We start from the raw sequence: 15,496 nt of genomic DNA, 5'->3' as shown, positions 1-15,496 counted from the left end.
ACTCCAGACGCGGTATGCGCGGGATAAGGATGTGGACCCGGGGGCCGAGGACTTCCGGTCGCCGATGGCAGATCGTATAGGCGGGGGGCACCTCCGGCGGATCCAGTGGATCGGGGCCGGATTCTCGGCTGCTCCCGCCCGTCGACGAGTACGCCACAGAAGAGAGACCCCATGTCCTGGCTGTCGAGATTCAGCCTCGCGCAACGGGCCCTGATCGGGCTCGTGTCCATCGTCGCCCTCGTGTTCGGGGCGATCGCGATACCGCAGCTGAAGCAGCAGCTGTTCCCCTCGATCGAGCTGCCCATGGTCTCGGTCCTCGCCCCCTACCAGGGCGCCTCTCCCGATGTGGTCGAGAAGCAGGTCGTCGAGCCGCTGGAGAGCAACCTCAAGTCCGTCGACGGCCTGAAGTCGGTGACCTCCACCGCCTCCGAGGGCATGGCCCTGATCATGGCCTCCTTCGACTACGGCGACGAGTCCACCAAGCAGCTCGTCGCCGACGTGCAGCAGGCCGTGAACCGCGCCCGCGCGCAGCTGCCCGACACGGTCGACCCGCAGGTCGTGGCCGGTTCGACCGACGACATCCCGACCGTCGTCCTCGCCGCCGCCTCCGACAAGGACCCGCAGGCCCTCGCCGATCTCCTCGACCGGACCGTCGTGCCCGCCCTCGAAGGCATCGAGGGCGTCGGCCAGGTCTCCGTCAGCGGCGTCCAGGACCTCCAGGTCTCCGTCACCCCGGACGAGCGGAAGCTCGCCGCGGCCGGACTCAGCGGCATGAAGCTCGCCGAGGCCCTGCGCTCCGGCGGCGGCACCGTCCCGGCCGGCTCCTTCGCGGAGGACGGCAAGAGCCGCACGATCCAGGTCGGCGGGGGCTACACCTCGCTGAAGCAGATCGAGGACCTGCGCATCCCGGCGGCCGTCCCCGGCAAGGGCAAGGCCGTCCGCCTCGGTGACGTGGCCACCGTCCGCCAGGAGGAGTCGCCGCGCGCCTCCCTCACCCGTACCAACGGCAAGCCCAGCCTCGCCGTGATGGCCACCATGGACAAGGACGGCAGCGCCGTCGCGATCTCCGACGCCGTCGCGGAGAAGCTCCCCGACCTGCGCCGCGACCTCGGCGCCGGCGCCGAGCTGACCGTGGTCTCCGACCAGGGCCCGGCCGTCGCCAAGGCCGTCTCCGGTCTGACCACCGAGGGCGCGCTCGGCCTCGTCATGGCCGTCCTGGTGATCCTGGTCTTCCTCACGTCGATCCGCTCGACGCTGGTCACCGCGGTCTCCATCCCGCTGTCGGTCGTGCTCGCCCTCATCGTGCTCTGGACCCGCGACCTCTCGCTCAACATGCTGACCCTCGGCGCGCTCACCATCGCCATCGGCCGGGTCGTCGACGACTCGATCGTGGTCCTGGAGAACATCAAGCGTCACCTGGGCTACGGCGAGGAGCGCCAGGCCGCGATCCTCACCGCCGTCCGCGAGGTGGCGGGCGCCGTCACCTCGTCGACGCTCACCACCGTCGCCGTCTTCCTGCCGATCGGTCTGACCGGCGGCATGATCGGCGAGCTGTTCGGCTCGTTCTCGCTGACGATCACGGCGGCCCTGCTGGCCTCGCTCGTCGTCTCCCTCACGGTCGTCCCGGTCCTCTCGTTCTGGTTCCTGCGCGCCCCCAAGGGCACCTCGGAGGACCTGGCGGAGGCCCGCAGGCTGGCCGAGGAGAAGGAGGAGAAGAGCCGTCTCCAGCGCCTGTACGTGCCGGTCCTGAGGTTCGCGACCCGGCGCCGGCTCGCGAGCCTGGGCATCGCGCTCGTCGTCCTGGTCATCACCTTCGGCATGACCCCGCTCCTGAAGACGAACTTCTTCGACCAGGGCGAGCAGGAGGTGCTCAGCATCAAGCAGGAGCTGGCGCCCGGCACGAGCCTGAGCGCCTCCGACGAGGCCGCGAAGAAGATCGAGAAGCTCCTCGCGGACACCGACGGCGTCAAGGACTACCAGGTCAACGTCGGCTCCTCCGGCTTCATGGCGGCCTTCGGCGGCGGCACCGGCTCCAACCAGGCCACCTACCAGGTCAGCCTGGAGGAGTCCGCCCCGTACGAGAGGACGCGCGACGCCATCGCCAAGGGTCTCGACGCCCTCGACGGGATCGGCGACACCACCCTCGCGGCCGGCGACGGCTTCGGCAGCCAGAACCTCAGCGTGGTCGTCAAGGCCGGTGACGCGGAGGTCCTCAAGAAGGCCTCCGAGCAGGTCCGTGCCGCCCTCGCCGGGATCAAGGACGTCACCGACGTACAGAGCGACCTCTCGCAGTCCGTGCCGCGCGTCTCCGTCACGGCGAACGAGAAGGCGGCCGACGCCGGCTTCGACTCCGCCTCGCTCGGCATGATCGTCGCCCAGGCCGTACGGGGCACCCCGGCGGCCAAGGCGATCCTCGACGACAGCGAGCGGGACGTCCTCATCACCGCGGCGCGCCCGGTCACCACCCTGGCCGGACTCAAGGCCCTGCCGCTCGGCCCGGTGAAGCTGGGCGACATCGCCACCGTCGAGCTGGTCCCCGGCCCGGTCTCCATGACCCGGATCGACGGCGCCCGCGCCGCGACCATCACGGCGAAGCCGGTCGGCGACAACACCGGCGCGGTGAGCGCCACCCTCCAGTCGGAGATCGACGCGCTCGACCTGCCCGAGGGCGCGACCGCCACCATCGGCGGTGTCTCCGAGGACCAGACCGAGGCCTTCCTCAACCTGTTCCTGGCGATGCTCGCGGCCGTCGCGATCGTCTTCATGCTCCTCGTCGCCACCTTCAGGTCGCTGATCCAGCCGCTGATCCTGCTGGTCTCGATCCCGTTCGCGGCGACCGGCGCGATCGGTCTGCTCGTGATCACCGACACGGCGATGGGCGTCCCGGCGATGATCGGCATGCTGATGCTGATCGGCATCGTGGTCACCAACGCGATCGTCCTGATCGACCTGATCAACCAGTACCGGGCCCAGGGCCTGGGCGTCGTCGAAGCGGTGATCGAGGGCGGCCGGCACCGGCTCCGCCCGATCCTGATGACCGCGCTCGCGACGATCTTCGCCCTGCTGCCGATGGCCCTCGGCATCACCGGCGAGGGCGGCTTCATCGCCCAGCCGCTGGCCGTGGTCGTGATCGGCGGTCTGATCACCTCGACGCTGCTGACCCTGCTCCTCGTCCCGACGCTCTACGCGATGGTGGAGCTCCGCAAGGAGCGCCGCGCGAAGAAGAAGGCGGACAGGAAGGCGGACCGGCGGAAGGACGAGAAGGCGGGGAAGAAGAAGGCGAAGGGCGACACGCACAACGCGGACCAGCCGGACGTCTCCCCGCTGGATGCCAGCCTGCTCGACGCCCTCGACTGAGTCGGCGAGTCGGCGAGCCGCTGACCCACGGCGAAGGGCGCCCCGCGAGCATGCGGGGCGCCCTTCGGCGTACGTACGGGGGGAGAACCGTTACGGCAGAGCGAGCATCCGCTCCAGCGCCAGCTTCGCGAAGCTCTCCGTCTCCTTGTCGACCTGGATCTGGTTGACGAGGTTGCCCTCGGCCAGCGACTCCAGGGTCCACACCAGGTGCGGCAGGTCGATGCGGTTCATGGTGGAGCAGAAGCAGACCGTCTTGTCGAGGAAGACGATCTCCTTGTCCTGGTCGGCGAATCGGTTCGCCAGCCGCCGGACCAGGTTCAGCTCCGTGCCGATCGCCCACTTGGAACCGGCCGGGGCCGCCTCCAGGGTGTTGATGATGTACTCGGTCGAGCCCACGTAGTCCGCGGCGGCGACGACCTCGTGCCGGCACTCGGGGTGGACGAGCACGTTCACGCCCGGGATGCGCGCGCGGACGTCCTCGACGGACTCCAGCGAGAAGCGGCCGTGCACCGAGCAGTGCCCCCGCCACAGGATCATCTTGGCGGCGCGCAGCTGCTCGACGGTCAGCCCGCCGTTCGGCTTGTGCGGGTTGTACAGGACGCAGTCGTCCAGGGACATGCCCATGTCGCGGACGGCGGTGTTCCGGCCCAGGTGCTGGTCGGGCAGGAACAGCACCTTCTCGCCCTGCTCGAAGGCCCAGTCCAGGGCCCGCTCGGCGTTGGACGAGGTGCAGATCGTGCCCCCGTGCTTGCCGGTGAAGGCCTTGATGTCGGCCGAGGAGTTCATGTACGAGACGGGCACGACCTGGTCGGCGACGCCGGCCTCGGTCAGCACGTCCCAGCACTCGGCGACCTGCTCGGCGGTGGCCATGTCGGCCATCGAGCAGCCGGCCGCCAGGTCGGGCAGGACGACCTTCTGCTCGTCGCCGGTGAGGATGTCGGCCGACTCCGCCATGAAGTGCACGCCGCAGAAGACGATGTACTCGGCCGAGGGCTTGGCCGCCGCGTCGCGCGCGAGCTTGAAGGAGTCGCCGGTGACGTCGGCGAACTGGATGACCTCGTCGCGCTGGTAGTGGTGGCCGAGCACGAAGACCTTGTCCCCGAGCTTCTCCTTGGCCGCGCGGGCGCGCTCCACGAGGTCCGGGTCGGAGGGCGACGGCAGATCGCCGGGACACTCGACGCCGCGCTCGCTCTTCGGGTCGGCCTCGCGACCGAGCAGGAGCAGGGCGAGCGGCGTCGGCTGAACGTCGAGCTCATGACGGGTTTGGGCCGTGGTCACGTCACGCACCCTTTCTTCGGAGAAACCTTTTCGTCTAAATGACGCTATCTATCATAACCGCTTCACGTCACGTTGACGATGTCCATAGTGTCGATGTGACGAATTCGCTGGACCCGCCGCCGCCTCCGCCGCCGTCGCCATGGTCGGCGCCGCGGCCGGTCTTCGCCGTCCCCGCACCTGGACAGGGTGTGCGAGCATGAAAGAGGAAAGACCCACTCGGCCCGGAATGAATCCGGGGCACCGTCGGTTGCAACCGTCGGCAAGCAGTCTCCGTACACACCGGGAGAGAAGCAGATGTCCGTATCGGACGAGAAGACCACTGTCAGCGACGGCATCCTCCTGTCCGACGCCGCCGCGGCCAAGGTCAAGGCCCTCCTCGACCAGGAAGGCCGCGAGGACCTGGCCCTGCGCGTCGCCGTTCAGCCCGGCGGCTGCTCCGGCCTGCGTTACCAGCTGTTCTTCGACGAGCGTTCGCTCGACGGCGATGTCGTGAAGGACTTCGACGGCGTCAAGGTCGTCACCGACCGCATGAGCGCCCCGTACCTCGGCGGTGCCTCGATCGACTTCGTCGACAGCATCGAGAAGCAGGGCTTCACCATCGACAACCCGAACGCCACGGGTTCCTGCGCCTGCGGCGACTCGTTCAGCTAAGCCGCACACGCCGTACGCATGAGGGCGGCGGCCCGGGAGAGATCCCGGGCCGCCGCCCTCACGCGTGGCCCCGCCGGTCTCAGCGGCGCGGCACCGACTCCCCGCTCGCCGCGTCGACCACCGGCCGGGAGCCGAGCGGGTTCTCCAGCGTCACCGTCTTCGTGACCTCGACCGCCAGGGCGATGCACACCTTGTCGGGGTCGGTCGGAGCCTCCTTCACCCGGACCGTCACCCGGTCCGCGCTCTCCTGGGCCGTGACCGTGTACGTGCTGCACACCCCGCCCCAGAAGGTGACCGTCAGCTTCCGGCCGTCGTCCTCCGCGCGGAACGACTCGACCTGCCGCGCCGCCGTACCGTCCCCGGGAGGGGGCGTGGGGGCCGGCGCGGGCTCGGTCGGCGGCGCCAGGTGCTCGGGGGCCACCGCCGTCCGGACCACCGTGTACGGCGCCGCGTCAGCCGGATCCGCCGTGAACAGCCAGGACGGTACGAGCACCCGCTCGCCGTCCACGTCCTGCGCGGCCAGGCCCAGCACCGCCGCGGTCACGGGCACCCGGTCCGGCGCCGCCCTGTCGACGATCGTCTGGCAGGGCGCGGCCGGCTCGGGCGTCCCGGGGGCGGGCTCCCGCCCGGTCCCGGTGTCCGGCCGGCCCGAGTCGGGCACACCCGCGGCCGGCGGAGCGGTGGGGCAGCTCCCGACGCCGATCGGGCCGGTGCCCTTCGAGTCCTCGTTCAGCGCGGCGAGCGCCTTCGCCGCCCCGATCACCGGATACGTGGCGGCCTCGGCCGGCTCCTTGAGCGTGCCGCTCCCGGCGACCGCCCGGCCGTCCCGGGCGATGTGCAGCCCCGTCGACCAGCCGTAGGTGGGCAGCCCGCCCACCACCGGATCGGCGTTGACCACCCGCACCGAACCGTTCATCACCTGCGTCGCGGTGACCTTCGCGTCGTCCTGGCCGATCGCCTTCAGGACCGGCGCGGCCGCCGCCTTCGCCGCGGCCTCGCTCAGCGGCGTACCGCCCGGAGCGGGCTTCGACTCCCCCGGGGGCGGGCACGCCCTGCCCTTGAGGCAGGCGTCACCTGCCGGACCGCCGTCGTACCAGGAGTACGTCCAGGTCCCCGGCGCCTTCCGCGCCACGTCGAGGCGGGGCCCCGACCCGTCCTTCTCCGGACGGATCGTCCAGACCTCACCCACCAGGGAGGGGCTGCCGGAGATGCCCAGCGCTTCGGCCAGCCTGGTCACCTCCGCGGAGGTGACCAGGCCCTCGGGCCGGTGGACCGCGGCCGAGGAGGGCCCTTGGGGGAGTGGGCCCTTGGCTGTGTAGACGGTCCCGTTCGGGCCGCCGCCGGGGTCAGGCTCACCGGGTGCGATCCCGGGGCCGCCCCGTGTGTCGCCACCACCGGCGTCCGTACCGCCGCCGCGCTCCAGGCGCAGGGGCGGGGGCGCACCCGCGTCGGCCGCTCGGGTGGCCGCGCCGGTGTCGTCACCGGACGCCGTGGTGGCCAGATAGACGCCACCGCCCCCGGCGAGCAGCACACCCGCCGCCACCGAGGCGGCCAAAACGTTCCGTCGCCTCCGCACGTTCTCCGTACCGCTCACCGCAACGCTCCCTCGTCTCGACCGGACGCCGATGGGACGGAGCGGGCGGGCGGACGGTTCCCGTCCGTCAGCCCCCGTACTCCGCGGTGGCGTCGATCAGCCGTGCCGAGGCCGCCGGTACGACGACCCCGTGGATCAACGCGGGGGAGACCGGAGCGGGTGCGGGAGAGACCGGGGTCACCCAGTGCGGAACCATCCGAGCGCTGTCGCCCCGCAGGTCGGCGAGGCTCAACTCGGACTCGTGTCGCTCACGTGAAGCGGGGTAGATGGTCATGGGCGCACCGTATGCACCGCACGCCCCCGGGGAAAAGGCCTACTCTGGGGTAGTTTCCACTGTTCGGCAGGAACGCCCCCAGCGGGTAGCGTGAACTGTCATTACCGCCTTCCCGCAGGAGCGCCCCGCCGTGCGTATCGCAGTCACCGGCTCCATCGCCACCGACCACCTCATGACCTTCCCCGGCCGGTTCGCCGACCAGCTCGTGGCCGACCAGCTCCACACGGTGTCCCTCTCCTTCCTCGTCGACAACCTCGACGTCCGGCGCGGTGGCGTCGGCCCCAACATCTGCTTCGGCATGGGACAGCTCGGCGGCAGCCCGATCCTGGTGGGCGCGGCCGGCTACGACTTCGACGAGTACCGCGGCTGGCTCGACCGGCACGGCGTCGACACCGGCTCGGTGCGCATCTCCGAGGTCCTGCACACGGCCCGCTTCGTCTGCACCACCGACAAGGACCACAACCAGATCGGCTCCTTCTACACCGGCGCGATGAGCGAGGCCCGGCTGATCGAGCTCAAGGCCGTCGCCGACCGCGTGGGCGGACTCGACCTGGTCCTGATCGGGGCCGACGACCCCGAGGCGATGCTCCGCCACACCGAGGAGTGCAAGACGCGGGGGATCCCCTTCGCCGCCGACTTCTCGCAGCAGATCGCCCGCATGGGCGGCGACGAGATCCGCACCCTCCTCGAAGGCGCCACCTACCTCTTCTCCAACGAGTACGAGAAGGGCCTCATCGAGTCCAAGACGGGCTGGACCGACGCCGAGATCCTCTCCCGCGTCGGCCACCGCGTCACCACGCTCGGCTCGCGGGGTGTGCGCATCGAGCGCGTCGGCGAGGACCCGATCGAGGTCGGCTGCGCCGAGGAGACCGCCAAGGTCGACCCGACCGGCGTCGGCGACGCCTTCCGCGCGGGCTTCCTCACCGGTCTGTCCTGGGGCGTCGGCCTGGAGCGGGCGGCGCAGGTCGGCTGCATGCTGGCCACGCTGGTCATCGAGACGCTGGGCACGCAGGAGTACACGCTGCGGCGGGCCAACTTCATGGAGCGCTTCACGAAGGCGTACGGCGACGACGCCGCCACCGAAGTCCAGTCCCACCTGACCTGACCCACCCCACCGCCCCCACGTCGGGGCTCGTAGCCCCTGGGCCACCCCGCCGCCTGCCGGGGCCCGGCACTCCACCGGACCCCGGCCCGGGCGGGGACCCCACCGGTCCCGGGGCGGAGCTCGTAGCCCCTGGACCCACCCCGCCACCTGCCCCGTCCCGGCACTCCACCGGCGCCCCGGCCCGGGCGGGCAGGCGCCCCGCACTTCACCGGGGCCGGCCCCACCGCCTGGGCCGCGTCCGCGCCCCGCGCCCGCCGCCTAGGCTGCGCCCGCGCCCCCATGACCCCCGCACCTCACGGTCCGTGCGGCCTCCGCACCTCACCGCCGGTCCGGGCTGCGCCCGCGCTGTCCGTCGCCCCCGTGTGGGCAATCGTCCCGCAGGGCGGGACGGGTGGGCACACGGGACGGCGCGCTCGGCGGCGCCTCCGCCCCTTGTGCCTGGACCCGCACCCCTTGTGCGCCGTGCACGGGGTGCGGGTCGGGGCGCGGAAGCCTGGGCCCGGCAGGGGCGAGGTCCGTTGTGCCCACCCGTTCCGCCCCAGCGGAACGATTGCCCACAACGGGGGCGGCGGCGAGGGGACTCACAGCAAGAAGGGCCGACCCGGCGTCGGCGGGGGCCAGCCGCGCGTCCGGTTCGCGACGGCGGGAGCCGAGCTGCGGGTCCGGTTCGCGAAGGCGGAAACCCAGCGGCGGGTCCGGCTCGCGAAGGCGGAAACCCGGCGGCGGTCCCGGTCGCGATGGCCGGAGCCCAGCGCGGAGCCCGGTTCGAGGCGGCGGGAGCCCAGCGGCGGTCCAGGTCGCGACGCCGGGGGAGCCCAGCGCGGAGCCCGCCTCGCGACGGCGGCGGGCGGGCAGCCGAGGCGGGCGGCGGGATCACCCCGCGCGCCCGCGGCCAAGCGACCCGTTCACACCACCCGCCGCACCACGTACCCCACCCCGCCCGCCACCGACGCCGACTCGCCCACGTACTCCTGGCCCCGCATCTCGCACCACGCCGGGATGTCCAGTCGAGCCGCCGCGTCGTCCGCGAGGACCGTCACCGTGCCGCCGAGCGGTACGTCGCCGATCACCTTCGCCAGTTCGATCACCGGGATCGGGCAGCGCCGGCCGAGCGCGTCGACCACGAGCGAGTCGGAGGGGCTCGGCACCCCCACGCCGACTCCCGCCCCGGCCCCCGAACCGGCTCCCGCTCCCGCCGGCGCGCCCAGCCGCTCCCGTACCCCCGCGACCACCCCCGGCAGCGTGTCGAGGAAGCGGTCGACGTCCTCCGCGGGGGTGCCGGCCGGCAGGGAGACCCGGACGTTTCCCTCGCTCAGTACTCCCATCGCGCGCAGCACATGGCTGGGCGTCAGCGTGGAACTCGTACACGACGAACCGGACGAAACGGAGAAACCCTCCCGGTCCAGCTCGTGCAGCAAGGTCTCTCCGTCGACATAGAGACAGGAGAAGGTGACGAGATGGGGGAGCCGGCGCACCGGATCGCCCACCACCTCCACGTCCGGGACGAGCTCCGGCACCCGCGCCCGGATCCGGTCCACCAGGGCCCGCAGCCGGGCGCCCTCGGCCACCGCCTCCGCGCGGACCGCCCGCAGGGAGGCCGCCGCCGCCACGATCGCCGGGAGGTTCTCGAAGCCGGGCGCCCGGCCCGACTCCCTTTCGTCCGAGGGGCCTTGGGGTGCGAAGCGCACACCCTTCCGTACGGCGAGGAGGCCCACGCCCGCCGGACCGCCCCACTTGTGCGCGCTCGCGGCCAGCAGCGACCAGGCCCCCTCCACCGGCCCCCAGCCGAGCGACTGGGCCGCGTCCACGAGCAGCGGCACACCGGCGGCCCGGCAGGCCTCGGCCACCTCCGCCACCGGCTGTTCGGTCCCCACCTCGTGGTTGGCGGACTGCAGGCACGCCAGGGCCGTCCCGGCGTCGAGCGCCGCCGCGAAGACGTCCGCGTCCACCGCTCCGGACCGGCCCACCGGCACCTCGGCGACGGCGCCGCCGGCCGCCGCGTGGGTCTCGGCCGCGTGCAGGACGGAGGAGTGTTCGACCGCGGAGACCACGAGTCGGTTCCCGACACGCCGACGGCCCGCGAGGGATCCCGAGATTCCCGCGTGAACCGCGCGCGTCCCCGAAGGAGTGAACGCGAGCTCGTCCGGGCGGCACCCCACGGCCTCCGCCGCGGCCTCCCGCGCCGCGTCGAGGAGCAGCCGGGCGCGCCGTCCCTCCCGGTACAGCCGGGCCGGGTCGGCCCAGCCCTCGTCCAGGGAGGCGAGCAGCGCCTGACGGGCGACGGGGTGCAGGGGGGCGGCGGACGCGGCGTCGAAGTACGGCATCCGCCCACGGTAGGCGCTGGACGTGGGTGATCTTCGTCCGTCCGTGGTGAGTCCTCGTCAGAAGGGGGGCGCGGCGCACCGCCGAACCGCCGAACGGACGTGTCCGACCCCCCTGCGGAACCCCGGAGTCCACCCCTTCGGGGGCCCGGACGGCGCGTTGGGCACCCTCCCCGCGCGACCCCAAATAGCGTCCAGTAGGGTTTGGTCCGCATAAACATCCAAACCCCTGCCCGCGGCACGGGGCGGCGACCGACCAGCGAGACGGACGGCCGTGGCCGACCAACGCGGGCCGAGACTCTCGGGAAGGCGCTACGTGAGTCCCAACGGCTCCGACCGCTCGTCGCGGCGCCCGATGCGGCGGAAGCTGCCGCAGGTGCTGACTGCGGGCCTGATCCTGGCGACAGCCACGGGCTGCTCGTACAACTGGGAAGACTTCCCCCGCCTTGGAATGCCCACGCCCGTCACGGAAGAGGCGCCTCGGATCCTCTCCCTGTGGCAGGGCTCGTGGGCGGCCGCGCTCATCACCGGAATCCTGGTGTGGGGCCTGATCATCTGGTCCGTCATCTTCCACCGGCGGAGCAGGACCAAGATCGAGGTTCCTCCGCAGACCCGTTACAACATGCCCATCGAGGCGCTGTACACGGTCACTCCGCTCATCATCGTCTCGGTGCTCTTCTACTTCACCGCGCGTGACGAGTCGAAGCTCCTCGAGCTCACCCCCAAGCCGGCGCACACGGTCAACGTGGTCGGCTACCAGTGGAGCTGGGGCTTCAACTACGTCGAGAACGTGCCCGGTGTGACCGGCGACGCCAAGACGGACAAGAACCTCGCCTCCATCCCGGACAAGTTCCTCGAGGACTTCCCGGAGAACGCCGGCGGCGTGTACGACGCCGGTATCCCCGGCGACCGGAACCCGCAGAACGGCAACCCGGGTCCGACCCTGTGGCTGCCGAAGGGTGAGAAGGTCCGGTTCGTCCTGACCTCCCGTGACGTCATCCACTCCTTCTGGGTGGTCCCCTTCCTGATGAAGCAGGACGTCATCCCGGGTCACACCAACTCCTTCGAGGTGACTCCGACGCGGGAGGGCACCTTCATGGGCAAGTGTGCCGAGCTGTGCGGCGTCGACCACTCCCGGATGCTCTTCAACGTCAAGGTGGTCTCCCCGGAGCGCTACCAGCAGCACCTGAAGGAGCTGGCCGAGAAGGGGCAGACCGGCTACATCCCGTCTGGCATCGAGCAGACGGACCCGGCCAGGAATGCGGAGAAGAACCAACTGTGAGCATCCACAACGAAACCCAGGGTGCCGCCGCAGCTGAGGACTCGTACGAGAACGAGCTGCCCGTACGGCGCAAGCAGCCCGGCAACGTCGTGATCAAGTGGCTGACCACCACCGATCACAAGACGATCGGGACGATGTACCTGGTCACGTCGTTCGTCTTCTTCTGCATCGGCGGACTCATGGCGCTCTTCATGCGCGCCGAGCTGGCCCGTCCGGGTACGCAGATCATGTCGAACGAGCAGTTCAACCAGGCGTTCACGATGCACGGCACGATCATGCTGCTGATGTTCGCGACGCCGCTGTTCGCCGGATTCGCGAACTGGATCATGCCGCTGCAGATCGGCGCGCCCGACGTGGCGTTCCCGCGGCTGAACATGTTCGCGTACTGGCTGTACCTCTTCGGCTCGATCATCGCGGTGGCCGGCTTCCTCACCCCGCAGGGTGCGGCCGACTTCGGCTGGTTCGCCTACTCCCCGCTGTCGGACGCCGTCCGCTCGCCGGGTGTCGGCGCCGACATGTGGATCATGGGTCTGGCCTTCTCCGGCTTCGGCACGATCCTCGGTTCGGTCAACTTCATCACCACGATCATCTGCATGCGCGCTCCGGGCATGACGATGTTCCGCATGCCGATCTTCACCTGGAACGTGCTGCTGACCGGTGTCCTGGTCCTGCTCGCCTTCCCGGTCCTCGCGGCCGCGCTGTTCGCCCTGGAGGCGGACCGCAAGTTCGGTGCGCACGTCTTCGACGCGGCCAACGGTGGAGCGCTGCTGTGGCAGCACCTCTTCTGGTTCTTCGGCCATCCAGAGGTGTACATCATCGCGCTGCCGTTCTTCGGCATCGTCTCCGAGGTCATCCCGGTCTTCAGCCGCAAGCCGATGTTCGGCTACATCGGTCTGGTGGCCGCGACCATCGCGATCGCCGGTCTCTCCGTGACCGTGTGGGCCCACCACATGTACGTCACGGGCGGCGTGCTCCTACCGTTCTTCTCCTTCATGACGTTCCTCATCGCCGTACCGACGGGCGTGAAGTTCTTCAACTGGATCGGAACGATGTGGAAGGGCTCGTTGTCCTTCGAGACACCGATGCTCTGGACGATCGGCTTCCTGATCACCTTCACCTTCGGTGGTCTGACGGGTGTCATCCTGGCCTCGCCGCCGATGGACTTCCACGTCTCCGACTCGTACTTCGTCGTCGCGCACTTCCACTACGTCGTCTTCGGCACCGTGGTCTTCGCGATGTTCGCCGGCTTCCACTTCTGGTGGCCGAAGTTCACGGGCAAGATGCTGGACGAGCGGCTCGGCAAGATGACGTTCTGGACGCTGTTCATCGGCTTCCACGGCACCTTCCTGGTGCAGCACTGGCTCGGTGCCGAGGGCATGCCGCGTCGTTACGCGGACTACCTCGACGCCGACGGCTTCACCGCGCTGAACACGATTTCGACGATCTCCTCCTTCCTGCTCGGTCTGTCGATCCTGCCGTTCCTCTACAACGTCTGGAAGACCGCCAAGTACGGCAAGAAGATCGAGGTCGACGACCCGTGGGGCTACGGCCGTTCGCTCGAATGGGCGACGTCCTGCCCGCCGCCGCGGCACAACTTCCTCACCCTGCCGCGGATCCGTTCGGAATCCCCGGCGTTCGACCTGCACCACCCTGAGATCGCCGCTCTCGACCAGCTCGAGAACAAGCCGCACGAGGCCGAGGCCCTCACGGGCAGCAAGGAGGCCGGCAAGTGAAGATCCAAGGCAAGATGTTCATCTGGCTGAGCATCTTCATCCTTGCCATGGCGGTCCTGTACGGCGTCTGGTCGAAGGAGCCGGTCGGTACGACGGCGCTGTTCCTCGCCTTCGGCCTGTCGATCATGATCGGCTACTACCTGGCCTTCACGGCCAAGCGTGTCGACGCCATGGCGCAGGACGACAAGGAGGCCGACGTCGCGGACGAGGCCGGTGAGGTGGGCTTCTTCGCCCCGCACAGCTGGCAGCCGCTCTCGCTGGCCGTCGGTGGCGCGCTCGCCTTCCTCGCCGTCGCGATGGGCTGGTGGATCCTGTACTTCTCCTTCCCGCTGATCCTGGTCGGCCTCTTCGGCTGGGTCTTCGAGTTCTACCGGGGCGAGAACCAGAACCAGTAGCGGTACCCCGCTCCGCACCGGAGCACACCGAGGGGCCCGGACACTTCGTCAGCGAAGTGCCCGGGCCCCTCTTTTGCAGCACTCGGCGCGCTGACGGCGAAGATTGTCCTTAGCGTGAAGTCATGAACGACACGCCGCGCATTCGGACTGTTCTGAGCTGCACCCTTCTGGCCCTCACCGTCACCGCCGGTCTCAGTGCCTGCGCGGGCTCCGAGGACCATCCCCTGTCGGAGAGGGCGTACGACGCGGCGGACCAGCTCGCGGTCAGCGCTCCCTCGGACGGGGCCAAGGCGGACCCCGAGAAGCCCCTGGAGATCACCGCCAAGGGCGACGACGGCCGGATCACCGACGTCACCGCCACCGACGCCGCAGGGCGCCACCTGGCGGGCGAACTCACCGCGGACGGCCAGCGCTGGCGCTCCACGGCCGCCCTGGCGGCCGGCGCCCGCTACACGGTCCGCGTCTCCACGGAGGACGAGGACGGCGCCCCGGGCGCCCGTACGTACACGTTCGAGACGGCTCCGGCGAAGAAGGCCCTGACGGCCGCCTTCGGCCCGGAGGCGGGCACGTACGGCGTCGGGCAGCCCATCACGGCCGACCTCAGCCTCCCGGTCAAGGACCGCAAGGCCCGGGCGGCCGTCGAACGGGCCCTCAAGGTCCGCTCCACACCCTCCGTCGAGGGCTCCTGGTACTGGGTGGACGACAAGAAGCTGCACTTCCGCCCGAAGGAGTACTGGCCCGCCGGCGCCAGCGTCACGGTCACCGGCAACCTGGACGGCCTCAAGGTCGGCGACAAGCTCTACGGCGGCCCGTCCAGGCCGCTGAAGCTCACGATCGGCGACCGGATCGAGGCGGTCGCGGACGCCGGCTCGCACTACATGACCGTGCGGCGCAACGGAGAAGTGATCAACACCATTCCGGTGACCACCGGGAAACCGGGCTTCTCCACCCGAAACGGCATCAAAGTGGTGCTCGGCAAGGAGTACTACGTCCGGATGCGGGGCACCAGCATCGGCATCTCGGAGGGCAGCTCCGAGTCGTACGACCTGCCGGTCTACTACGCCACCCGGGTCACCTGGAGCGGCGAGTACGTGCACGCCGCGCCGTGGTCGGTCGGCTCCCAGGGCGTGGCGAACGTCAGCCACGGCTGCGTCGGCATGTCGACGGGGAACGCGGCCTGGTTCTACGAGACCGTCCGCGCCGGCGACATCGTCAGGACCGTCAACAGCTACGGCGACACGATGGACACCTTCGGCAACGGCTTCGGCGACTGGAACCTGACGTGGGACAAATGGCGCCAGGGCAGCGCCCTGGTGGAGCCCGCAGACAGCCCCGTGGCCCCCACCGAGAAGGCCCGCCTCAGGCCGCTCGCCCTCTAAGGCCCCGTCCGCCCCGGAGGCGCCGCGCCGGGCACACAGGGCCCGGCGCGCCCCCTCGGCGCACCCCCCCCCCCCCGCGGCGCCGCGGCGCTGGCACGGCCCGCGCGGAAGGGAGAGCCCCACTAAG

11 protein-coding genes are annotated in these 15,496 nt (G+C 70.7%); 7 read left to right on the top strand and 4 right to left on the bottom strand.

Features of this window, described 5'->3' with window-relative positions; all coding sequences use genetic code 11:
• The first annotated feature begins 171 nt into the window (after positions 1–171).
• The gene (locus ABT129_RS09225) at positions 172–3,357 is read left to right on the top strand and encodes an efflux RND transporter permease subunit (RefSeq protein WP_351898589.1); all 3,186 of its coding nucleotides are present in this window, start codon (positions 172–174) and stop codon (positions 3,355–3,357) included.
• Positions 3,358–3,447: 90 nt separating this feature from the next.
• On the opposite strand, the gene nadA is transcribed toward ABT129_RS09225, so the two are convergent.
• Complete coding sequence (gene nadA / locus ABT129_RS09220) at positions 3,448–4,635, bottom strand: quinolinate synthase NadA (protein WP_351898586.1); 1,188 nt, start codon at positions 4,633–4,635, stop codon at positions 3,448–3,450.
• Between the two features lie 294 nt (positions 4,636–4,929).
• Here nadA and erpA point away from each other — a divergent pair, with 294 nt between their 5' ends.
• Complete coding sequence (gene erpA / locus ABT129_RS09215; protein WP_351898583.1) at positions 4,930–5,286, top strand: iron-sulfur cluster insertion protein ErpA; 357 nt, start codon at positions 4,930–4,932, stop codon at positions 5,284–5,286.
• A 79-nt stretch (positions 5,287–5,365) separates the two neighbouring features.
• On the opposite strand, the gene ABT129_RS09210 is transcribed toward erpA, so the two are convergent.
• Positions 5,366–6,880, bottom strand: a complete 1,515-nt coding sequence (locus ABT129_RS09210) for a hypothetical protein (RefSeq protein ID WP_351898580.1) — start codon at positions 6,878–6,880, stop codon at positions 5,366–5,368.
• Positions 6,881–6,947: 67 nt separating this feature from the next.
• Positions 6,948–7,154: a hypothetical protein gene (locus ABT129_RS09205; RefSeq protein ID WP_351898577.1), complete on the bottom strand. Its 207-nt coding sequence runs from the start codon at positions 7,152–7,154 to the stop codon at positions 6,948–6,950.
• A 130-nt stretch (positions 7,155–7,284) separates the two neighbouring features.
• On the opposite strand from ABT129_RS09205, the gene ABT129_RS09200 reads away from it, so the two are divergent.
• Positions 7,285–8,259, top strand: coding sequence for a carbohydrate kinase family protein (locus ABT129_RS09200; protein WP_351898574.1), 975 nt, complete (start codon positions 7,285–7,287; stop codon positions 8,257–8,259).
• A 905-nt stretch (positions 8,260–9,164) separates the two neighbouring features.
• On the opposite strand, the gene ABT129_RS09195 is transcribed toward ABT129_RS09200, so the two are convergent.
• The gene (locus ABT129_RS09195; protein ID WP_351898571.1) at positions 9,165–10,583 is read right to left on the bottom strand and encodes a cysteine desulfurase/sulfurtransferase TusA family protein; all 1,419 of its coding nucleotides are present in this window, start codon (positions 10,581–10,583) and stop codon (positions 9,165–9,167) included.
• Positions 10,584–10,896: 313 nt separating this feature from the next.
• Here ABT129_RS09195 and ctaC point away from each other — a divergent pair, with 313 nt between their 5' ends.
• From ctaC to ABT129_RS09175, 4 genes are all read left to right on the top strand, one after another.
• Complete coding sequence (ctaC, locus tag ABT129_RS09190) at positions 10,897–11,862, top strand: aa3-type cytochrome oxidase subunit II (RefSeq protein WP_351898568.1); 966 nt, start codon at positions 10,897–10,899, stop codon at positions 11,860–11,862.
• A complete protein-coding gene (gene ctaD / locus ABT129_RS09185; RefSeq protein ID WP_351898566.1) occupies positions 11,859–13,595 on the top strand; it encodes an aa3-type cytochrome oxidase subunit I in 1,737 nt (578 codons plus the stop codon). The genes ctaC and ctaD overlap by 4 nt, the downstream gene beginning before the upstream one ends.
• Positions 13,592–13,990 (top strand): cytochrome c oxidase subunit 4, encoded by a 399-nt coding sequence (locus ABT129_RS09180; protein WP_351898563.1) that lies wholly within the window; start codon positions 13,592–13,594, stop codon positions 13,988–13,990. The genes ctaD and ABT129_RS09180 overlap by 4 nt, the downstream gene beginning before the upstream one ends.
• 122 nt (positions 13,991–14,112) lie before the next feature.
• On the top strand, positions 14,113–15,369 hold the full coding sequence (locus tag ABT129_RS09175) for a L,D-transpeptidase (RefSeq protein WP_351898560.1): 1,257 nt from the start codon (positions 14,113–14,115) through the stop codon (positions 15,367–15,369).
• Positions 15,370–15,496 lie beyond the last annotated feature (127 nt).

The sequence above is a fragment of the Streptomyces sp. NPDC002057 genome, assembly GCF_040296665.1.
Taxonomy (GTDB): Bacteria; Actinomycetota; Actinomycetes; order Streptomycetales; family Streptomycetaceae; genus Streptomyces.
Note: the sequence above shows the minus strand (reverse complement) of the source record. Positions and strands in the feature narration are given on the sequence as shown.